The following is a 19,152-nucleotide window of genomic DNA, read 5'->3' as shown; positions in this document are numbered from 1 at the left end:
TCATTCGGAGCGCCCATGGCCGACCGTCTCTATCTGGACCATGCCGCGACCACCCCGATGCGTCCGGTCGCGCGCCAGGCGCTGACGGACGCCTTGACCCGCTGGGCCAACCCGTCGTCGCCGCATCACGAAGGCCGCGTGGCACGTGCGGCGCTGGAGGATGCGCGCACGCGCGTGCGATCGGCCTATGGCTGGAAAGGGGAATGCATCTTCACCAGCGGCGCGACCGAAGCGATCCAGATCGCGCTCGCCCGCGGCGACAGCGAAGGATGCTTGGTATCCTCGGTCGAGCACGACGCGGTGCTGCGTGCTGCGACCAAGGCCGACCGGCTGGCGGTGGGGGGTGACGGGCTGGTCGATCTCGCCGCCCTCGACGTGAAACTGGCTGAAATCGGCGAGGAGCCGCTGGTCGCGGTGCAATGGGGCAATAACGAGACCGGCGTTTTGCAGCCGCTCGCCGCGATCGCCGAGCGCGTGCATGCGCGCAGCGGCCTGCTGGTGGTCGATGCCGCGCAAATGCCGGTGGGCTGGGACGATGGCGACCTTCCCGTGGACCATGCCGATATGATCGCGGTGTCTGGCCACAAGCGCGGCGGTCCGCCCGGCATCGGTGCGCTGTTCGTGCGCGATCTCGCACATCTGCGCCCGAGCGGGGGGCAGGAACGCGGGTATCGCGGCGGTACCGAGAATGTTCCCGGCGCGATCGCCTTTGCGGCGGCATTGTGCGCGCCCGAAGACATTGAGGGCATGGCCGAGCTGCGTGCGATGCTAGACCAAGGCGTCGAGGCGGCGGGCGGAACCGTCATCGCGCGCGCCAGCCCCCGCAATCCTGCGATCGGCTCGTATCGGATGCCGGGCACCAGCGCCGCGGCCCAGTTGATCCGCTTCGACATGGCGGGGATCGCCGTATCTGCCGGTGCCGCCTGTTCGTCGGGCAGCATGCGCCCGAGTCACGTGCTGGCGCAGATGGGGATCGATTCGGCGGCCGCGGGCGAAGTCGTCCGGGTCAGCTTCGGCCTCGACACCAGCGAGGAGGATGTCGAGCGCTTCGTCGAGCAATGGTCCGCGATCGCCCATGCCACGCGCGACGCGCCGACCCCGGACCTCGGCCCGACCCTGGCATGACCTATCTCGACTATCAGGCGACGACTCCGCTCGCGCCCGAAGCGCTGGCGGCGATGCTGCCGTGGCTTGAGCGCCAGCATGCCAATCCACATTCGGCGCATGCCCCCGGCCGTGCCGCCAAGGCCGCGGTCGAGGTGGCGCGCGACTGGATCGAAGGGCTGTTGCCGGCCACAGGACGGCTGGCCTTCACCAGTGGCGCCACCGAAGCGCTCAACTGGGCGATCAAGGGTAGCGCTGGTCCGATCGTCACCTTGGCCAGCGAACATGCCGCCGTGCTCGATACGGTCGCGGCAGAGCGTGCGCGCGGCCGGCAGGTGACGATCCTTCCGGTCGAACGCGACGGCCTGGTCGATCTCGATCGCGCCGCAACGGCAATCATTCCCGGCACCGGCTTGGTCGCGGCGATGCTGGTCAACAACGAGATCGGCGTCATTCAGCCGATCGCGCAGCTTGCCGACCTCGCGCACGCGGCGGGGGCAATGATGCTGTGCGATGCCGTCCAGGGCTATGGCCGCGTTGCGATTCCCGAGACCTGCGACCTGATCGCGATCTCGGCGCACAAGCTGCACGGACCTAAAGGAATCGGCGCGCTGTGGATTCGCGACGGCGTGGCGATCGAGCCGCTGCTGCACGGCGGCAATCAGGAGGATGGCCGGTCGGGCACCTTGTCGCCCGCGCTGTGCGCCGGCTTCGGTATGGCCGCGCGGATCGCGATCGAGCGCCGCGATGCGGATTCGGCGCACGTCGCCGCGCTGTTCGATGTCGCACGCGAACGGCTGGGTGACGACTGGATGCTCAACGGCTCGCGGCACGCGCGCTATCCGGGCAATCTCAACCTGCGCCGCGACGGCCTCGACGTTGCACGCCTGATGAGCGAATGCCGCGACATCGCCTTCTCAGCCGGATCGGCGTGTGCGAGTGGCTCGGGCCGCTCGAGCCATGTGCTGCGCGCGATCGGGCTGAGCGATACGCAGGCGCGGTCGAGCGTCCGCATCGGCTTCGGCCGCTACACCACCAGCGAAGAACTGATCGCCGCGCTCGATCGCATCGACACCGCCGCCCGTGCGCAGCGGATCGCCGCATGATCCGCGTCCGTTTCGTCGCGTCCGACGGCATCGGCATGCGCGAAGTCGATGCGGCGGCCGGCGACCGGCTGCTCGACGTCGCCCAGAATGACGGCCAACCGCTGGAGGGCACGTGCGAGGGTCAGATGGCATGCTCGACCTGCCACGTCATCGTCGCTGCGGAGGATTTCGAACGATTGCCGCCCGCCAGCGCGGACGAGGAGGACATGCTCGACCTCGCCGTCGGCGCGACGCGCACCAGCCGCCTGGCGTGCCAGATCACGCTGAACGCCGATCTCGGCACGCTGACCGTGCGGATGCCGCCGGGGCACCGCGACATGCAGGGGCGGTGATGCCGACTCGGCGAGCGCTGCTGCTCGGTGCGGGGGCCGCGTCATTGCTCGGCATGTCAGGTACGGCAGAAGCGCGCGCGCGGGATGCGCTTCGCGACATCGCCCGCGCTTCCGGCGGGCGGCTTGGCGTGTTCGCTTACGACACCGGCACCGGTCGGCGACTGAGCCTCGACGCAGGCGCGCGCTATGCGCTGTGCTCGACCTTCAAGGCACCGCTCGCCGCCGCGATCCTGGCGCAGGTCGATGCGGGGCGGCTCACGCTCGATCGTACGATCCGTTTCGGCGAGGCGGATCTGCTCGGCTATGCTCCGGTGGTGCGCGAGAACCTCGCCACCGGCGCGCTGTCGGTCGAGCGACTGTGCCGCGCCGCGGTCGAGGTGTCGGACAATTCCGCCGCCAACCTGCTGCTGCCGCAGCTCGGCGGACCGGCAGGGCTGACCCGCTGGCTGCGCTCGATCGGCGATCCGGCCACGCGGCTCGACCGCGACGAGCCGACGCTCAATATCGTGCGCGGCGGCGATCTGCGCGACACCACCACGCCGATGGCGATCGCGATGACGATCGACCGCCTGCTGTTCGGCGACGTGCTCATGCCTCAATCGCACGCGCTGCTACAGCGCTGGATGGCGGCGAGCACCACCGGGCGGGCGCGGTTGCGCGGCGGGCTCCCGGCCGACTGGCAGTGCGGCGACAAGACCGGGACCAGCGGCGAAGGCTGTTTCAACGACGTCGCCTTTGCCATCCCGCCGGGGCGCAAGCCGATCGTGATCGCCTGCTATCTCGACGCGGCCGGCCTCTCCGACGCCAACGCAAACGCCGCCCATGCGGCGGTCGGAGAACTGGTCGGGCAGGTGTTCGCCTAATCCGCTTGCCCGAACCGGCCCGCTTCGTCCAAACGCTGCGCCGATGACCTTTCTCGTCGACATGGGAAACGACGGTTCGGGAAAGCCCGTCCCGATCGACCTTGAGGAATTGCTGGCGACGCGGCTGCTCGTCCAGGGCAACTCCGGGTCGGGAAAGTCGCATTTGCTGCGCCGCCTGCTCGAACGCAGTGCCGGGCAGGTGCAACAGGTAATCGTCGATCCCGAGGGCGATTTCACGACACTGTCCGACGCTTATGGCCACATCGTCATCGAGGCGGTCGACCATAGCGAGCGCGAGATCATCCGCTTCGGCACGCGCATCCGCGAACATCGCGCGTCGGTGGTGCTCAATCTTGAGGGGCTGGAGGCGGAGGCGCAGATGCGCTGCGCCGCCGCGTTCCTGATGGCGCTGTTCGACGCCCCGCGCGACCATTGGTATCCGGCGCTGGTGGTGGTCGACGAGGCGCAGTTGTTCGCCCCTGCCGCGGCCGGTGAAGTCGCCGAGGACGCCCGCCGCGCATCGCTGTCGGCGATGACCAACCTGATGTGCCGCGGCCGCAAGCGCGGGCTGGCCGGGGTGATCGCGACGCAGCGCCTCGCGAAGCTCGCCAAGAACGTCGCGGCGGAGGCTTCCAACTTCCTGATGGGGCGCACATTCCTTGACATCGACATGGCGCGCGCCGCCGACCTGCTCGGGATGGAGCGACGCCAGGCCGAGGCGATCCGCGACCTTCAGCGCGGGACGTTCCTGGCGCTAGGCCCGGCCGTATCGCGACGCCCGCTGTCGGTGACGATCGGTGCGGTCGAGACCTCGGCGCGGTCGTCCTCGCCCAAGCTGACACCGCTGCCGCAGGCGCAGGAGGGCGTGCGCGACCTGCTGTTCGCCCCTGCTGCCGACGAAGCCCCGCCGCTGCCGCCGCCGCCCGCCCCGAAGCCGAGCAGCGACGACGTGCTGTGGGCGATTACCCGCCCGACTGGCGAAACCGCACCTGAACTGGACTTGCCGCCGCCGCCCGGGGATGCCGAGGCCGATCCCATCATGGCCGAGGCGCTGCGCACGATCGTCGCCGACGCTGATTCGGCGTTCCAGTCGGCTAGCGTGCTGTTCCAGGATTTTCAGGTGCGCTGCCGGATGCTGGGGCTGGCCAGGCCGCCGCTCGACCTGTCGGGATTCCAGCGGCGGCTGGCGTGCGCGAGGGCGGGCATCGTCGATCCGGCAGGCGAGGGCTATACCGACGCCATCGCGCTTGCACGCGACCTGCCCGACGACATGCTCGGCGCGTATCTGCTCGTCGCCCGTGCCGCCCGCGAAGGTGCGCCGACCCCGCCCGACGAGCGGATCGCTCAGACCTATGGCACGCATTCGCTGGGCCGGGTGAAACGCCTGCTCGCCTATATCGAGGAGCGCGAACTGTTCGTCACCCGCGTCGATATGGCAGGCAAACGCTCGATCACGCTGCCGCGGCTGGGATGGACCACCGCGCCCGCCTGAACCTTGCTACCCGGGCGCGCATGCGCCAAGACACCGGCGATGCACGCCTCCTACCCCGCGCTCCGGCTCCGTCGCACGCGATCCGCCGACTGGTCGCGGCGGCTGCACCGCGAGACGCAACTCACCCCCGCAGACCTAATCTGGCCGATGTTCGTCAGCGAAGGCGATGCGGAAGAGCCGATCGCATCGCTGCCCGGCGTGTCGCGCTGGCCGATAGCGGGCATCGTCGAGCGCGCGCGCGAGGCCCGCGCGCTCGGCATTCCATGCGTTGCCCTGTTCCCGAACACACCGCACGGCCTGCGCAGCGACGATGGGCGCGAGGCGCTCAACCCCGACAACCTGATGTGCCGCGCGATCCGCGCAATCAAGGAAGCGGTGCCCGAGGTCGGCGTGCTGACCGATGTCGCGCTCGACCCCTATACCAGCCACGGCCATGACGGGCTGGTCGATGCCGCAGGCTATGTCCTCAACGACGCGACCTCGGACATGCTGGTGCAGCAGGCGGTGGTACAGGCCGATGCCGGCGCCGATATCGTCGCGCCGTCCGACATGATGGATGGCCGCGTCGGCGCGATCCGGGAGGCACTGGAGGGGGCGGGGCACGCCAACGTCCAGATCATGGCCTATGCCGCGAAGTACGCCAGCGCCTTTTACGGCCCGTTCCGCGACGCGGTGGGTTCGCGCGGGCTGCTCAAGGGCGACAAGAAGACCTATCAGATGGACCCCGCCAATGCCGAGGAGGCGCTGCGCGAAGTCGCGCTCGATCTCGCCGAGGGCGCCGACAGCGTGATGGTCAAGCCCGGGCTGCCCTATCTCGACATCGTCGCCAGGGTGAAGGCGGCGTTCGAAGTGCCGGTATTCGCGTACCAGGTGTCGGGCGAATATGCGATGATCGAGGCGGCTGCTGCGGCAGGCGCGGGCGACCGCGACGCGCTGGTGCTCGAGACGCTGATGGCGTTCAAGCGCGCCGGCTGCTCGGGCGTGCTGACCTATCACGCAAGCCATGCGGCGCGGCTGCTCGGCGCGTGATCGCGACCGAACGACTGGTGCTGCGGCCGTGGCAGGATGGTGATCGCGGCGCATTCGTCGAGATGATGGCGGCACCGCATATCGTCCAGTTTCTCGGGCCGGCATTCGCAGACGATCCCCTTGCCGCGCTCGACAGGCATATCGACTATCGCGCCAGCCACGGCCTTGGCTTCTGGGCAGTCGAGCGCCGCGCCGACGGAGCCTTGATCGGTCAGTGTGGGCTCAAGCCCGGCGGTGAGGGCACCCCGATCGAGGGTCTGCTCGAAATCGGCTGGGCGCTCGGCAGTGCCGGGCTGGGACAGGGCTATGCACTCGAGGCAGCGCGCGCCACGCTTGGCTGGGCATGGGCGAACCGCCGCGAAGCCGAAGTCGTCGCGATCACCTCGGCAATCAACGTCCGCAGCCGCGCCGTGATGGAACGGCTGGATATGGTTCGCGACATCGATGGTGATTTCGACCATCCCGTGGTTCCCGACGGCAGCCCGCTCAAGCGCCACGTGACCTTTCGCATCGCCCGGCCGGCCCAGATCTAGCGCAGCATGGACGCCGTCACCGAACCCGCGCAGCGCGGCGCGACTCGCTGGGGCGGTGCGCTGTTCGTCGTCGCGATCCTCACCGGATCGTTCCTGCTGTTCCTGGTACAGCCGATGATCGCGCGCATGGCGCTGCCCCGCATCGGCGGCGCGCCGGCGGTATGGAATTCGGCGATGCTGGTCTATCAGGCGCTGCTGCTCGGCGGCTATGCTTATGCCCACTGGCTGGGGCGCATCGGCATCCGCACCCAGGCGGCGATCCATCTCGGGCTGCTCGCAATTGCCGCCCTGTGGCTGCCGATCGGGCTCGGCGATTTCCGCATGCCGCCGGGGGGGGAGCCCGCGCTCTGGGTGCCGTGGCTGCTCGCCGCGTCGATCGGGCCGCTGTTCCTCGCGGTCTCAGCGCAGGCGCCGCTGCTCCAGCGATGGTACAATGCCGCATCGGGAGGGCGCGATCCCTACGCGCTGTACGCCGCATCGAACCTCGGCAGTTTCGGTGGGCTGATCGCCTATCCGCTGATCGTCGAACCGGCGCTGGCGCTCGACGGGCAAAGCGTGCTGTGGAGCATCGGCTACGGCGCGCTTTTCCTGCTGGTCGCCGCCTGCGCATTGCTGCTTCCCAAGGGTGCTGCGGCAGAGGTAGCCGCGCGGGTCAGCGAGACGCCGACGGCAACGCGCGTGCTTCTGTGGATCGCGCTGGCGTTCGTGCCGTCCGGGCTGATGCTCGCGACCTCGACCTTCCTCACCACCGACATCGTCGCGGTGCCCTTGCTCTGGGTGCTTCCGCTGGGGCTGTACCTGCTGAGTTTCTCGATCGCCTTCGCCGGCGGGCGTACGATCGCCGACCTGCTGACCAAGGTCGCGCCGATCACGATCCTGCTGTTTGGCGGGCTGGTGATTTCGTGCACGCACGAGAACCCGTTCCTCAACGCGGGCGTCGCGCTCGTCCTGCTGTTCATGGTCGCCGTGGCGCTCCACACGCGGATGTACGATCTGCGGCCTGCGCCCGACCGGTTGACCGGCTTCTACCTCGCAATGTCGCTTGGCGGAGCATTGGGGGGCGTGTTCGCCGGATTGATCGCACCGGTGGTGTTCGACTGGACCTATGAATATCCATTGCTGATCCTTGCCGGCGGGGCATTGGTGCCGCAGGCGTTCCTGCTGCCGGCCGTCGCGCAGCTGTGGCAGTCAGGCATGGCGTGGCGTGTCGCGGCGTTCACCGCGGCCGTGGCGGCGCTGGCGTGGCTGGGCATCGCCAATCCGGGCGAAATCCTGGGTCCGAAGGCCGAAAATCTCGCGTTCCTCGGCGTTGGCGTGCTCGGTCTCGCCGCGATCGGCGCGCGCGTCCCGTTTGTGATCGCGCTGACCGGCGCGCTCTTCATCTTCGGCGGATATCGCGCGCTGGCTGTCAGCATCGACGGCGATTCGCGCACGCGCAGCTATTTCGGCGTCTATACGATCACCGACTATCCCTCCGAGCGCACCCTGGCGCACGGCACCACGCTGCATGGCACGCAACTGGTCGGCAGCGCCGAGCGCGAGCGGCAGCCGACGACCTATTACGTCCCTGGATCGGGCGTGGGGCAGGCGATGCTGGCGCTCGGCCCGCTGTTCGGCCCCGGAGCACGGGTCGGCGTGGTCGGGCTCGGGACCGGCACGCTGGCTTGCTACAAGCAGCCGGATCAACGGTGGCGCTTCTATGAAATCGATCCGGTCATGGTCGAGATCGCGCGCGATTCGGGCAAATTCAGCTTCCTGCGCAATTGCGCGCCGAACGTGCCGATCGTCATCGGCGATGCGCGGCTGCGGCTGGAGGAAGCGGCGCCCGATAGCCTCGACCTGCTCGCGCTCGATGCCTTCTCGTCCGATGCCGTGCCGATGCACCTGATGACGGAGGAGGCTTTTGCCACCTATTCCCGCGTGCTTTCGCCCGAAGGTGTGCTGCTGGTTCACATCTCGAACCGGTTTCTGTCGCTCGAGCCGATCGTTTCGGCGACCGCGCGGTCGGGCAAATGGTGGGGGGCGATGCTCAGCTATGTACCTGAACCCGACGCCACCGGCGACGCGACCATGTCCGACTGGATCGCACTTACCCAGGATCCGGCGTCGCTGGCGGTGCTGATGATCCAGAACGACCAATGGCGGCCGCTGCCCAGCTATCGCGAATTCGCGCCGTGGACCGACGATTATGCGACGATCCTGCCGGTGCTGCGCAGCCTCGACCCCGATCTTCCCTGAATTCAGGCCGGACCGAGCCGCGTCTCGATCGCGGCCGCCCGCGCCGCCTGGGCAGCGTCGCGCGTCCGGGCATCGGCGATTGCCGCATCGAGCGCGGGGTAGGGTGGCTTGCCCTCCACGCCGCGGTCGATCGCGAGCGCCTCAAGCGATGAGACGATGCCGACTACCGGAGCGCGCAGCGTATCGAGCTCGGCCAGCACGACTTGCGCGGCGATCCAGCTTTCGCTGCCCGGCGCACCTGCCGCCGAGGCAAGCCGCTCGGCTCGCGCCGCGACCGCATCGAAGGAGCGGTCGGATTGCGCCAGTTCCTCGCGATATCCGGAAATCTGCCGGTCGAGTGCCGGGTCGGGCGCAACCGGCGCGGGGGGCACCACTGCGATCGCATCGCTGCGCTCCTCGATCGCGCGCGGCATCAAGGAGGGGAAATCGGTGCGCGTCGGCGCGCAGCCGGGCACCAGCGCTAATAGCCCGAAGGCGGATGCGAGTACGTGCGAAGCGCGGCGGTTCATCGCGCAGCGTCTATGGCGCGGCGAAACCAAGCGCAACGGGCTTGCGCTTGTGGAAACACGCTTCTATGGACCCACTTCCGTTGCGCCCGTAGCTCAGCTGGATAGAGCACCAGACTACGAATCTGGGGGCCGGGCGTTCGAATCGCTCCGGGCGCACCAACGAAAACCCCGGTAGGCCAATGGCTTGCCGGGGTTTTTGTATTACGGATGAGAGCGGTTCTGGGCTGGTGCCGGGTGTCGGACTCGAACCGACGACCTACTGATTACAAATCAGTTGCTCTACCAGCTGAGCTAACCCGGCATGTCTGCGCTTCCATGCGTCAGGTGACGCCGAAGGTCCAGCCTTCGGTGCGGGCGATGTCGGGGGTCAGCGTGGGCGGATTCCACAGCTCTGCGCGGCGGGCATGGGCGCGCAGCCACGCCGCGGTGAGCAGCGCATCGCTGCGATGATCGTCGATCGGGCCGTCATGGCCGAACGGCTCGCTGCCGAGCGCCGCCAGCGCGGAGTCGAGCGCGGCGCCATCGCGGATTTTGGTCCGGCCCTTGGTGCGCCCGGCGGCGATCGCGGCGATGCTGGTATAGATTTCCACTACGCACGAACCCGATCGCGGCGCCGGGTCGATCGGCCATATCGGCAGCTCCGCCCCGATCCGGTGCAGCACGCGCATCCCCGTCAGGCTCGACTTGCCGACCTGTGCCGCCCCGACCAGATTGAGGTTGCTATATGGATTGAGCCCCTGGAGCCGCTGCGCCTGCTCGGTCGCGCGCAACCGGCCGCGGCCCTCGAACCATCGGCCCTTGCGTCCACCATGGCGGCGGAAATGCTCGGCCGCATCGGCATGATCGACGAAGCTGCACGCGGCCAGATGCGGATCGCGCGCGCATAGCGCATCCACCAGCCGCCACAGCGCGCGCGCGTCGGGCGGGCTGCGTTCCCAACCGGGGAAAAAGGCACCGCGATCGACGAACGGCAGCGACTGGCCAAGATCGAGGCCAACCAGCGTGTCGGAAGGCATGTCCGACGTCAGCCATGCCGCCACTTCGGCCCGCGACCAGCGTCGGTCGGGCTCGACGAGCTGGGGCGGGGCGCTACCGCCGGTGCAGATCGCGACGGCAATCCCGCGATGTCGCTCGCCCTTGGCCCCTGACCAGTCGATCGCGGCGAAGTGCCGGAAATGATCAGGAACGATCGCCGCGTTCCTTCAACTGCGCCCACCATGCCATACGCTCGGCAATGCGCCTCTCCATGCCGCGGTCGGTGGGGGTGTAGAAGGTTTCGGGCGTCATCTCCGCGGGCCAATAGTCGCCGCCGGAATAGCCCTCGGCCGTGTCGTGGTCATAGGCATAGCCCTTGCCATAGCCGATATCCTTCATCAGCCTGGTCGGCGCGTTGAGGATATTCTGCGGCGGCATCAGCGAACCGGTGGTCTTCGCCGATTTCCAGGCCGCCTTCTGCGCGCTATAGGCGGCGTTCGACTTGGGCGCGGTCGCGCAATAGAGGCATGCCTGCGCGATCGCCAGTTCGCCCTCGGGCGATCCTAGGAACTCGTACGCATCCTTGGCGGCCAGGCACTGGACGAGCGCGTTGGGGTCGGCCAGCCCGATATCCTCGCTGGCGAAGCGGACGATCCGCCTCAGCACATAGAGCGGTTCCTCGCCCGCGGTCAGCATCCGCGCGAGATAATAGAGCGCGGCCTGCGGGTCTGATCCGCGCAGCGATTTGTGGAGCGCGGAGATCAGGTTGTAATGCCCTTCGCGATCCTTGTCGTACACCGCCACGCGGCGCTGGAGCAGCTCCGACAGCGCTTGGGGATCGAGCAGTTCATCGAGCGCGATCGAGAACAGGGTCTCGGCCTGGTTGAGCAGGAAGCGTCCGTCTCCGTCGGCACTGGCGACAAGCGCGGCGCGTGCCTCCGGCGTCAGCGCAAGCGCACGCTCCTCGATCGCCTCGGCACGATCGAGCAGGGTGCCGAGCGCCGCCGCATCGAGCCGGTGGAGGATCAGCACCTGCGCGCGGCTGAGCAGTGCGGCATTGAGTTCGAACGACGGGTTCTCGGTGGTCGCGCCGACCAGCGTGACCGTGCCGTCTTCAACGAACGGCAGGAACCCGTCCTGCTGCGCGCGATTGAAGCGGTGGATCTCGTCGACGAACATCAGCGTCTTCTGCCCGATCCGGGCATGGTCGTGCGCTTCGGCGAACACCCGCTTGAGGTCGGCGACGCCCGAGAACACCGCCGATATCTGGGCGAAGCGCAGCCCGACCGCGTCCGCCAGCAATCGCGCGATCGTCGTCTTGCCGGTGCCGGGCGGTCCCCACAGGATGATCGACGACAGCTTGCCCGCCGCCACCATCCGCCCGATCGCGCCGTCGGGACCGGTCAGATGCTCCTGTCCGACGACCTCGTCCAAAGCAGCCGGGCGCAGCCGATCGGCGAGCGGGCCGGTCGGCGCAGGATCGGGAGAGGTCGGTTCGAGACCGGCAAGAAGGTCGGGCATGGGCGCAACATAAGCACTTGCGCTGCGATGTCAGCGCGCGCGGCGCTCCAGCACGTCGCAATAGGTGTCGAGCACGACCTGGTTGATCCGGTCCCACTGATAGGCCTGCGCCGCAGCATGCCCCGCTGCCCCGGCTTTCCTGCGCAGTTCGTCGTCCTCGCAATAGGCCTGGATCGCGTCGGCATAGGCGGCCACGTCGCGCGGCCCCACCAGGCGGCCGGTCGTCCCGTCAGCGACCAGCCCGACCGCGCCGGTTGCGCGCGCGGCGACCACCGGCACGCCCGCCGCCATCGCTTCCAGGGTGACATTGCCGAACGTCTCGGTGATCGACGGATTGAAGAAGATGTCCATCGACGCGACCGCCCGGCCAAGATCGTCGCCCGACTGGAACCCGGCAAACACCGCTTCGGGGACCTGCTGCGCGAACCAATCGCGCGCAGGGCCGTCGCCGATCACCAGCACGCGGTGGCGGACGCCGCGCCGCTGCAATTCGGCGACCACCTCGGCAAAGATGTCGAGGCCCTTTTCCAGCACCAGTCGCCCGAGGAAGCTGATTGCGACCTCGTCGTCGCCGATGCCCAGCGAGCGCCGCCACGCCAGGTTGCGCATGCCCGGATTGAACCGGTCGTGGTTCACCCCGCGCGACCAGATGTCGATCGGCGTCGTCACCCCCCATTCGTGCAGCAGGTCGCGCATTCCTTCGCCCGGCACGACGACATGATCGAAGCGGTTGTAGAACCGCTTCGACAGGGCGACCGCGAGCGGCTCGAGGAAGCCGATGCCGTAATAGCGCGGATAGGTTTCGAAGCGGGTGTGCAGCGATGCCACCGACGCGATGCCGTGGTCGCGCGCCCAGCTCACTGCTCGGTGACCGGTCACGTCGGGCACCGAGCAATGCACGATATTGGGGCGAAACGCGGCCAAGTCGTCCCTGACCTTGCCCGGCAAGCCCAATCCAAGCCGATATTCGCCGCGTCCGCCCGGCAATCCGAATGCAGGTACATCGACCAGGTCGCCGGTCGGCTCGAACGCGGGCTCGTCCACCGTCGGCGAATAGATGCGCAGTGTTACGCCCCGGTCGAGCAGATGGCGCGCCAGCAGGTTGAGCGCCTGGTTCGCACCGTCGCGGACATAGTTATAGTTTCCGCTGAACATCGCGATGCGGAGGTCGGAGGCCTTCATGGGGCAAGCCGCTTAGCGGGGCGCGCGGGCTTTGGCCATCGGAACGATTTGCCGCGTCGCGCGCTCCCGCGCCGGAGCCAGAGGAGGTAGTTGATGTCGAACGCTTTTCGCAAGGGTCAGGCGGTGAAATGGTCGTGGGGCAGCGGCACTGCCAAGGGCAAGGTGGCCGAACGCTTCGACCGTCGCGTCCAGCGGACGATCAAGGGGTCGAAGATCGTCAAGAACGGTACCAAGGACAATCCCGCCTATCTGGTCGAACAGGAAGACGGCGATCGCGCGCTCAAACGCGGTTCGGAACTCTCCGCCGGTTGAAGCATATTCCCTTTTCGTTCCCGGTGGGATAGGCCGCGTCATGGCCAAGCCCCGCAAACGATATGTCTGCCAGCAATGCGGTTCCTCAACCAGCCAGTGGGCGGGGCAATGCGGCGATTGTGGCGAATGGAACAGTCTGGTCGAGGATGCCGGTGCGGCGGTGACGCCCTTCCAGGCGAAGCACCACCTGCAATCGGGCGGGCGCACCATCCTGATGTCGAAGCTCGATACCGACATCGCGCTGCCCGAGCGCATGCCCAGCGGCATTGCCGAGTTCGACCGCGCGCTGGGCGGGGGCTTCGTCGAAGGGTCGGCGACGTTGATCGGCGGCGATCCGGGAATCGGCAAGTCGACCCTGCTGCTCCAGGCAGCGGCGAAGATCGCGCTGCGCGGACTTTCGGTCGCCTATGTGTCGGGTGAGGAGGCGGCCGACCAGGTGCGGCTGCGCGCGCGGCGGCTGGGGCTCGGCGAGGCTCCGGTGCTGCTCGCGGCGGCGACGTCGGTGCGCGATATCCTGACCACGCTCGGGTCGGGGCCGCCGCCCGCGCTGCTGGTGATCGATTCGATCCAGACGATGCACAGCGACCTGATCGAGGGCGCCCCCGGCACCGTCAGCCAAGTGCGCGCGTCGGCGGGCGAGCTCATTCGCTTTGCGAAGGAGCGCGGCACGGCGGTGGTGCTCGTCGGCCACGTCACCAAGGACGGGTCGATCGCCGGGCCGCGCGTGCTGGAGCATATGGTCGATACCGTGCTGGCGTTCGAAGGCGAGCGCAGCCATCAGTATCGCATCCTTCGCGCGATCAAGAACCGCTTCGGCGGCACTGACGAGATCGGCGTGTTCGCGATGGAGACGCAGGGGTTGAGCGAAGTCGCCAATCCGTCGTCGCTGTTCCTGACGCAGCGCGACGAGGGCGTCACCGGCACCGTCGTATTCCCCGCGCTCGAAGGCACCCGTCCGGTCTTGGTGGAGGTACAGGCGCTGGTGGTCCGGCTGGCGTCGGGCGCGACGCCGCGCCGTGCGGTGGTCGGCTGGGATTCGGGGCGGCTGGCGATGATCCTGGCGGTGCTCGAGGCGCGCTGTGGCCTCAGCTTTTCGACATGCGAGGTCTATCTCAACATCGCCGGCGGCTATCGCGTTCAGGACCCGGCCGCCGATCTAGCGGTCGCGGCGGCTTTGGTCTCGGCCTTGTCGGAGCGCGCGGTCGCGGCCGACGCTGTGGCATTCGGCGAGATCGCGCTGTCGGGCGAGGTCCGCCCGGTCGCGCACGGCGCGCTGCGCATGCGCGAGGCGGGCAAGCTGGGCTTTACCCGCGCGCTCGCCCCGTCGGCGCAAGCGGCCGATGGCAAGGCGATGACCTTGTCCGGCTTTCGCACGCTCGCGCAATTCGTTGACCATATGCTCGGGCGCGGGTAGCGGCGCGCTGCATGGACCTGACCGGCCTCGACATCCTCGTGCTGCTGATCGTCGGCGGTGCCGCCGTGCTCGGGTTTCTGCGCGGGTTCGTCACCGAAGTGCTGTCGCTGATGGCGTGGGTGTTCGTCGTGTTCGCCGTACGCCTGTTCCACACGCCGCTGACCGCGATGTTTCTCGGCAGCGTCGGCACCGCCGCGGGCGCGGCCACGCTGGCCTTCGCGATCATTGCCGGGGTGACCTATTTTGCCGGACGGCTGGTCGCCAACATGGTCGGCAGCCGCACGCGCAGTTCCATACTCGGCCCGATCGACCGCGCGCTGGGGTTCGGCTTCGGCCTGCTCAAGGGGGTGATCCTGGTCAGCCTGGCCTTTCTGCTGCTGGTATTGGTGCTCGACACGCTGAGCGGTGGGCCGCTCCAGCGCCCCGACTGGATGACACAGTCGCGCACCTATCCGCTGCTCAACGCGACGAGCGCCGAGGTCGCCGACTTCGTCGACAAGCGGCGGCGCGGCGAACCGCTGTTCGAGCGCGAGCAGGCCGACGAGTAGAACGACCCTCGGGCACGCGCAGCGGACCCGGCAATCCCCCTCGCACTTGTTGAGGCGCTCGCCTACATGCGGGGGGTGAACGCTCCGCTCTACAACACCCGCATCCTGCGCCTCGCGGCCACCATCCCGCATCAGCAGCGGCTGGAGGCGCCGATGGCCAGCGTCGAGAAACGCTCGCCGATCTGCGGCAGTCGGGTGACGGTCGATGTCGATACCGACCAGGACGGCCGGATCGAACGGATCGGGCTGCTGGTCCGGGCGTGTGCGCTGGGTCAGGCATCCGCGTCGCTGATGGCGTCGCACGCGGTGGGCAAGACGGCAGCCGAATTGGGCGCTGCCCGTGATTCGCTTGCGGAGTGGCTCGCCGGGGCCGAAGCGACCCCCGACTGGCCCGGACTGGACATCTTCGTGCCGGCGCTGCCGCACAGCGCGCGCCATGCGTCGATCCGGCTGGCGTTCGAAGCCGTCGCCGAAGCTGCCGCGCAGGCGGCCGCGACGCAGCCGGTTCCGCGCTGATGGAAGCGCACGGCATGTCGGTGGTGAGCGAGTTCGCTCCGCTGTTCGGTGCCGCGCTGATCTCGGTCCTGGTGTTTCGAAAGCTCGGCCTCGGTGCGACGCTGGGTTATCTGGTCGCAGGCGCCGTTGTCGGACCGCAGATGCTTGGGCTGGTCGGAGGTGCCGAATCGAAGATGGGCATCGCCGAACTCGGCATCACGTTGCTGCTGTTCCTCGTCGGTCTCGAACTCAGCCCGTCGCGGTTGTGGCGGATGCGGCAGGATATTTTCGGCTTCGGACTGTTGCAGGTGGTGCTGTGCGGGTTGGCCGTCACCGCCATCATCTGGGGTGGCGCAGGGTTTTCGATCGCCGCCGCGCTGGCGCTCGGCCTGCCGCTGGCATTGTCGTCGACCGCGCAGGTGCTGCCATTGCTGCAATCGGGCGGGCGGCTGAAGACTCCGTTCGGCGAGCGCGCCTTCTCGATCCTGCTGTTCCAGGACCTGTCGATTGTTCCCCTGATCACGATCATCGCCGCCTTGTCGCGCAATCCGGCCGACGCGGCGGGGCCGCCGGGCTGGCTGCTCGGAATCTACACGGTGCTGGCGATCGCCGGGCTGATCCTGGCCGGGCGATTCGTGCTGCGCCCGCTATTCCGCCTGATTGGCAATCTCGGCGAGCGCGAGATGTTCGTGTTCGCGGGCTTGTTCACCGTCATCGCCAGCGCCGCGCTGATGGAATCGCTCGGGCTTTCGACCGCGCTCGGCGCGTTCATCGCCGGCGTGATGCTCGCCGACAGCCCGTATCGTCACGAGCTGGAGGCCGATGTCGAGCCGTTCCGATCGATCCTGCTCGGGCTGTTCTTCCTCGCCGTCGGGATGATGCTCGATCTCAATGCGATCGCCGAGCGGCCGGGCTTCGTGATAGGCATGGCGGCGGCGCTGATCGTCGCCAAAGCAGGGGTGATCTTCCTGCTGGCGCTCGCGTTCCGAATGCCGTGGCGGCAGGCATTCGCGCTTGGGCTGCTGCTCAGCCAGGGCGGCGAATTCGGATTTGTCCTGTTCGCGCAGGCGCAGAGTGCCTTCCTGATTGCGCCTGCCGCGGCTAGCGTGTTCGGGGCGATCATCACACTGTCGATGGCGACGACGCCGTTCCTGATGATGCTGACCAAGGGCCTGCGCGCCGAGCCGGCCGCGGGCGGGGCGGGCGAGGGGCTGGAAGGTCCGCGGCACGACGGCGCCAGCGCGCTGGTGGTCGGCTATGGCCGGTTCGGCCAGACCGTTGGGCAGTTGCTGATCGGACAGGGCATTTCGGTGACGCTGATCGACACCGATCCTGAAACGATCGAGGTTGCCGGTGATTTCGGCATGAAGGTCTATTATGGCGACGGTACCCGGTTGGACATGCTGCGCCAGGCGGGTGCGGCCGATGCCGAGCTGATCCTGTTCTGCCTCGATGGCGACCAGCTTGACCGCGAACTGCTCGACAGCGTGCGCGCGGCTTTCCCCGATGCCGGCATCTTCCTGCGCGCCTATGACCGCCGCAGCGTGCTCAAGCTCAAGAACGCTCCCGTCGACGGTATCGTCCGCGAAGTCTATGAATCCGCGATCGAGATGGCGCGCCAGGCGATGGTCTGTGTCGGCGTCGATGATAGCGAGATCGACCGGACCGAGAGCGATTATCGGCGCATGGATTCGAAAAGGCTGGGCATCCAGACCGAGGCCGGCGATCTCTATGCCGGGCGCGAGGACATGTTCACCCAAGAGCGCATTGCTCGCGAAGCGCGGCAGGCGGAGGCGTGAAGGCGGTCGTGCTGGCGGCGGCGCTGTCGGGTGCGATGGCGGTGGCCGCGGGTGCCTTTGGTGCGCATGGGGCGAGCGGGCAGGCGGCCGAATGGCTGCGGACCGGTGCGCAGTATCAGATGGTGCATGCCGTCGCTGCCCTCGCGGTGCTGTGGCTGATCGACAGCAGGGTGCCGTCGGCGCTGTTCCTGGCCGGCGGGCTGGGTTTCGCGGGCACGCTCTATCTGATGGCGCTGGGCTTGCCGCGGTGGCTCGGCGCGGTGACGCCGATCGGCGGACTGCTGCTGATTGCCGGATGGTTATGGCTGGGATGGAGCGCCATCCGCTTGCAGGTCCGTCCTGACTGACGGGAGGCCGCAAAGGGGGATCGTTCCGAGCCTGCTATAAACCCCCGACGTCGCTGCCTGGTGCCTAGTCGGCGCGAACCGACGATGCGGGGTGGCACTTCCCGCCGCGCCGGCATCGCTCCGAACAGTAAACCACCGCTTCCCAGTCGCGCGCCCATTTCTTGCGCCACGCGAACGGACGCTTGCACACCGGGCAGGTCTTGGTGGGCAGATCGCGCTTGGCGACGCCTTGCGGCATCAGGCGGCGGCGTACTGGCGATCGAGAAACGCGGCGACGTCGGCCAGATCGACGTCGCGGTCGAGATAGCTGCGCCCGATGCCCTGCGTCAGCAGGAACGGCAGCGTCCCGCCCTCCATCTTCTTGTCATGCAGCATGTGCCCGACCAGCGTCGCGCCGGTAGCGGCAACGCCCGCCGCCGCAAGCCCATCGGGCAATCCGACCGAGCGCAGATGGGCGGCGACGCGCTTCGCGTCCTCACCCGGGCACAGCCCGCGATCGGCGGAATAGCGGTACGCGAGCGCCATGCCCGCGGCGACCGCCTCGCCGTGGAGCAACGCCTGCGAAAAGCCGGTCTCGGCCTCGAGCGCATGGCCGAAAGTGTGGCCCAGGTTGAGCAGCGCGCGCCTGCCGCTGCGCTCCTCCTCGTCTTCCGCCACGATCCGCGCCTTGGCGGCGACCGAGTGCGCGATGGCATGCGCGCGTGCGGCTGGGTCGCCGGCGAGCAGCCGCTCGGCATGCGCTTCGCACCACTTAAAGAACTCCGGGTCGTCGATCAGGCCGTATTTGACGACTTCGGCATAGCCCGCCGCGACCTCGCGCTGGGGCAGCGTGTCGAGCACGCTCGGATCCACCAGCACCAGTGACGGCTGATGGAATGCACCGACCAGGTTCTTGCCCATCTGGCTGTTGATCGCGGTCTTGCCGCCGACCGACGAATCGACCTGAGCAAGCAGGCTGGTAGGAATCTGCACGAATCGGCAGCCACGCTTGAGGATCGCGCAGGCGAATCCGGTCAGGTCGCCGATGACGCCGCCGCCCAGCGCGATGACATGGTCGGAACGTTCGACGCCCAGTTCGAGCAGCCGGTCGGTGACGAAGGCGAGGGTGTCCCAGCTCTTGGTCGCTTCGCCCGGCGACAGCGCGATGCGCGCGTGGTCGACGCCGGCGGCGGTCAGCGATGCCTCGAGCGTCTCGGCATGACCGAGCACATTGCGGTCGGTGACGATTACCATTCGCCGTCCCCCGGCGAGCGGCGCCAGGACCTCGCCCGCGCGAGCGAGCAGGCCTTGCTCGATCCGCACGTCGTAGCTGCGGGTCCCCAGTGCCACGGGAATCGTCGTCATCTGCCCACC

20 protein-coding genes and 2 tRNA genes are annotated in these 19,152 nt (G+C 68.3%); 15 read left to right on the top strand and 7 right to left on the bottom strand.

The window, feature by feature from the left end; genetic code table 11:
* The first annotated feature begins 15 nt into the window (after window positions 1–15).
* The 8 genes from FHY50_RS05335 to FHY50_RS05300 are packed head-to-tail and all read left to right on the top strand — an operon-like array spanning window position 16 to window position 8,697.
* Window positions 16–1,125, top strand: a complete 1,110-nt coding sequence (locus tag FHY50_RS05335) for a cysteine desulfurase family protein (RefSeq protein ID WP_140047485.1) — start codon at window positions 16–18, stop codon at window positions 1,123–1,125.
* Window positions 1,122–2,210: a cysteine desulfurase family protein gene (locus FHY50_RS05330; protein WP_140047484.1), complete on the top strand. Its 1,089-nt coding sequence runs from the start codon at window positions 1,122–1,124 to the stop codon at window positions 2,208–2,210. Before FHY50_RS05335 ends, FHY50_RS05330 begins: the two co-directional genes overlap by 4 nt.
* Entirely contained in the window at window positions 2,207–2,542 is a 336-nt protein-coding gene (locus tag FHY50_RS05325) for a 2Fe-2S iron-sulfur cluster-binding protein (RefSeq protein WP_140047483.1), read from the top strand. Before FHY50_RS05330 ends, FHY50_RS05325 begins: the two co-directional genes overlap by 4 nt.
* Window positions 2,542–3,405 carry a class A beta-lactamase gene (gene bla / locus FHY50_RS05320; protein ID WP_140047482.1) on the top strand — a complete coding sequence of 288 codons (864 nt, stop codon included), beginning with the start codon at window positions 2,542–2,544 and terminating at the stop codon, window positions 3,403–3,405. The genes FHY50_RS05325 and bla overlap by 1 nt, the downstream gene beginning before the upstream one ends.
* Window positions 3,406–3,448: 43 nt before the next feature.
* Window positions 3,449–4,897: an ATP-binding protein gene (locus FHY50_RS05315; protein ID WP_140047481.1), complete on the top strand. Its 1,449-nt coding sequence runs from the start codon at window positions 3,449–3,451 to the stop codon at window positions 4,895–4,897.
* Window positions 4,898–4,936: 39 nt separating this feature from the next.
* The gene (gene hemB / locus FHY50_RS05310) at window positions 4,937–5,926 is read left to right on the top strand and encodes a porphobilinogen synthase (RefSeq protein WP_140047480.1); all 990 of its coding nucleotides are present in this window, start codon (window positions 4,937–4,939) and stop codon (window positions 5,924–5,926) included.
* A complete protein-coding gene (locus FHY50_RS05305; RefSeq protein WP_140047479.1) occupies window positions 5,923–6,459 on the top strand; it encodes a GNAT family N-acetyltransferase in 537 nt (178 codons plus the stop codon). The genes hemB and FHY50_RS05305 overlap by 4 nt, the downstream gene beginning before the upstream one ends.
* A gap of 6 nt (window positions 6,460–6,465) precedes the next feature.
* Window positions 6,466–8,697, top strand: coding sequence for a fused MFS/spermidine synthase (locus tag FHY50_RS05300; RefSeq protein ID WP_140047478.1), 2,232 nt, complete (start codon window positions 6,466–6,468; stop codon window positions 8,695–8,697).
* A 2-nt stretch (window positions 8,698–8,699) separates the two neighbouring features.
* Here FHY50_RS05300 and FHY50_RS05295 read toward each other — a convergent pair whose 3' ends face one another.
* Window positions 8,700–9,206, bottom strand: coding sequence for a hypothetical protein (locus FHY50_RS05295; protein WP_140047477.1), 507 nt, complete (start codon window positions 9,204–9,206; stop codon window positions 8,700–8,702).
* A gap of 82 nt (window positions 9,207–9,288) precedes the next feature.
* On the opposite strand from FHY50_RS05295, the gene FHY50_RS05290 reads away from it, so the two are divergent.
* Window positions 9,289–9,365 (top strand) — tRNA-Arg (locus FHY50_RS05290).
* 66 nt (window positions 9,366–9,431) lie between these two features.
* Here the strand turns inward: FHY50_RS05290 and FHY50_RS05285 are convergent.
* From FHY50_RS05285 to FHY50_RS05270, 4 genes are all read right to left on the bottom strand, one after another.
* A tRNA-Thr gene (locus tag FHY50_RS05285) sits at window positions 9,432–9,507 on the bottom strand.
* Between the two features lie 19 nt (window positions 9,508–9,526).
* Window positions 9,527–10,246: a hypothetical protein gene (locus tag FHY50_RS05280; protein ID WP_420030873.1), complete on the bottom strand. Its 720-nt coding sequence runs from the start codon at window positions 10,244–10,246 to the stop codon at window positions 9,527–9,529.
* 139 nt (window positions 10,247–10,385) lie between these two features.
* On the bottom strand, window positions 10,386–11,702 hold the full coding sequence (locus FHY50_RS05275; protein ID WP_140047475.1) for a replication-associated recombination protein A: 1,317 nt from the start codon (window positions 11,700–11,702) through the stop codon (window positions 10,386–10,388).
* A 30-nt stretch (window positions 11,703–11,732) separates the two neighbouring features.
* Complete coding sequence (locus tag FHY50_RS05270) at window positions 11,733–12,884, bottom strand: glycosyltransferase family 4 protein (protein ID WP_140047474.1); 1,152 nt, start codon at window positions 12,882–12,884, stop codon at window positions 11,733–11,735.
* A 93-nt stretch (window positions 12,885–12,977) separates the two neighbouring features.
* Between FHY50_RS05270 and FHY50_RS05265 the strand changes: the two genes are divergently transcribed.
* From FHY50_RS05265 to FHY50_RS05240, 6 genes are all read left to right on the top strand, one after another.
* Window positions 12,978–13,196 (top strand): hypervirulence associated TUDOR domain-containing protein, encoded by a 219-nt coding sequence (locus tag FHY50_RS05265; RefSeq protein WP_140047473.1) that lies wholly within the window; start codon window positions 12,978–12,980, stop codon window positions 13,194–13,196.
* A gap of 40 nt (window positions 13,197–13,236) precedes the next feature.
* Entirely contained in the window at window positions 13,237–14,610 is a 1,374-nt protein-coding gene (gene radA / locus FHY50_RS05260) for a DNA repair protein RadA (protein WP_140047472.1), read from the top strand.
* Between the two features lie 11 nt (window positions 14,611–14,621).
* Entirely contained in the window at window positions 14,622–15,158 is a 537-nt protein-coding gene (locus FHY50_RS05255; RefSeq protein ID WP_140047471.1) for a CvpA family protein, read from the top strand.
* A gap of 75 nt (window positions 15,159–15,233) precedes the next feature.
* Complete coding sequence (locus FHY50_RS05250; protein WP_140231049.1) at window positions 15,234–15,674, top strand: iron-sulfur cluster assembly scaffold protein; 441 nt, start codon at window positions 15,234–15,236, stop codon at window positions 15,672–15,674.
* A gap of 14 nt (window positions 15,675–15,688) precedes the next feature.
* Window positions 15,689–17,452, top strand: a complete 1,764-nt coding sequence (locus FHY50_RS05245; RefSeq protein ID WP_243846732.1) for a cation:proton antiporter domain-containing protein — start codon at window positions 15,689–15,691, stop codon at window positions 17,450–17,452.
* A 35-nt stretch (window positions 17,453–17,487) separates the two neighbouring features.
* Window positions 17,488–17,799: a DUF423 domain-containing protein gene (locus FHY50_RS05240; protein ID WP_180345136.1), complete on the top strand. Its 312-nt coding sequence runs from the start codon at window positions 17,488–17,490 to the stop codon at window positions 17,797–17,799.
* A 64-nt stretch (window positions 17,800–17,863) separates the two neighbouring features.
* On the opposite strand, the gene FHY50_RS05235 is transcribed toward FHY50_RS05240, so the two are convergent.
* Window positions 17,864–18,037: a DUF2256 domain-containing protein gene (locus FHY50_RS05235; RefSeq protein ID WP_140047468.1), complete on the bottom strand. Its 174-nt coding sequence runs from the start codon at window positions 18,035–18,037 to the stop codon at window positions 17,864–17,866.
* The gene (gene aroB, locus FHY50_RS05230) at window positions 18,037–19,143 is read right to left on the bottom strand and encodes a 3-dehydroquinate synthase (protein ID WP_140047467.1); all 1,107 of its coding nucleotides are present in this window, start codon (window positions 19,141–19,143) and stop codon (window positions 18,037–18,039) included. Before aroB ends, FHY50_RS05235 begins: the two co-directional genes overlap by 1 nt.
* Window positions 19,144–19,152 lie beyond the last annotated feature (9 nt).

The sequence above is a fragment of the Sphingomonas japonica genome (assembly GCF_006346325.1).
GTDB classification, from domain to species: domain Bacteria; phylum Pseudomonadota; class Alphaproteobacteria; order Sphingomonadales; family Sphingomonadaceae; genus Sphingomonas; species Sphingomonas japonica.
Note: the sequence above shows the minus strand (reverse complement) of the source record. Positions and strands in the feature narration are given on the sequence as shown.

What these genes read in the sequence shown, in the direction of transcription:
- FHY50_RS05325 (WP_140047483.1), top strand. Translation starts at nt 2,207, where the DNA reads ATGATCCGCGTCCGTTTCGTCGCGTCCGACGGCATCGGCATGCGCGAA.
- radA (WP_140047472.1), top strand. Translation starts at nt 13,237, where the DNA reads ATGGCCAAGCCCCGCAAACGATATGTCTGCCAGCAATGCGGTTCCTCA.
- FHY50_RS05265 (WP_140047473.1), top strand. Translation starts at nt 12,978, where the DNA reads ATGTCGAACGCTTTTCGCAAGGGTCAGGCGGTGAAATGGTCGTGGGGC.
- FHY50_RS05275 (WP_140047475.1), bottom strand. Translation starts at nt 11,702, where the DNA reads ATGCCCGACCTTCTTGCCGGTCTCGAACCGACCTCTCCCGATCCTGCG.
- FHY50_RS05300 (WP_140047478.1), top strand. Translation starts at nt 6,466, where the DNA reads ATGGACGCCGTCACCGAACCCGCGCAGCGCGGCGCGACTCGCTGGGGC.
- FHY50_RS05255 (WP_140047471.1), top strand. Translation starts at nt 14,622, where the DNA reads ATGGACCTGACCGGCCTCGACATCCTCGTGCTGCTGATCGTCGGCGGT.
- FHY50_RS05295 (WP_140047477.1), bottom strand. Translation starts at nt 9,206, where the DNA reads ATGAACCGCCGCGCTTCGCACGTACTCGCATCCGCCTTCGGGCTATTA.
- FHY50_RS05235 (WP_140047468.1), bottom strand. Translation starts at nt 18,037, where the DNA reads ATGCCGCAAGGCGTCGCCAAGCGCGATCTGCCCACCAAGACCTGCCCG.
- bla (WP_140047482.1), top strand. Translation starts at nt 2,542, where the DNA reads ATGCCGACTCGGCGAGCGCTGCTGCTCGGTGCGGGGGCCGCGTCATTG.
- FHY50_RS05245 (WP_243846732.1), top strand. Translation starts at nt 15,689, where the DNA reads ATGTCGGTGGTGAGCGAGTTCGCTCCGCTGTTCGGTGCCGCGCTGATC.
- FHY50_RS05270 (WP_140047474.1), bottom strand. Translation starts at nt 12,884, where the DNA reads ATGAAGGCCTCCGACCTCCGCATCGCGATGTTCAGCGGAAACTATAAC.
- aroB (WP_140047467.1), bottom strand. Translation starts at nt 19,143, where the DNA reads ATGACGACGATTCCCGTGGCACTGGGGACCCGCAGCTACGACGTGCGG.
- FHY50_RS05240 (WP_180345136.1), top strand. Translation starts at nt 17,488, where the DNA reads ATGGCGGTGGCCGCGGGTGCCTTTGGTGCGCATGGGGCGAGCGGGCAG.
- FHY50_RS05330 (WP_140047484.1), top strand. Translation starts at nt 1,122, where the DNA reads ATGACCTATCTCGACTATCAGGCGACGACTCCGCTCGCGCCCGAAGCG.
- FHY50_RS05335 (WP_140047485.1), top strand. Translation starts at nt 16, where the DNA reads ATGGCCGACCGTCTCTATCTGGACCATGCCGCGACCACCCCGATGCGT.
- hemB (WP_140047480.1), top strand. Translation starts at nt 4,937, where the DNA reads ATGCACGCCTCCTACCCCGCGCTCCGGCTCCGTCGCACGCGATCCGCC.
- FHY50_RS05315 (WP_140047481.1), top strand. Translation starts at nt 3,449, where the DNA reads ATGACCTTTCTCGTCGACATGGGAAACGACGGTTCGGGAAAGCCCGTC.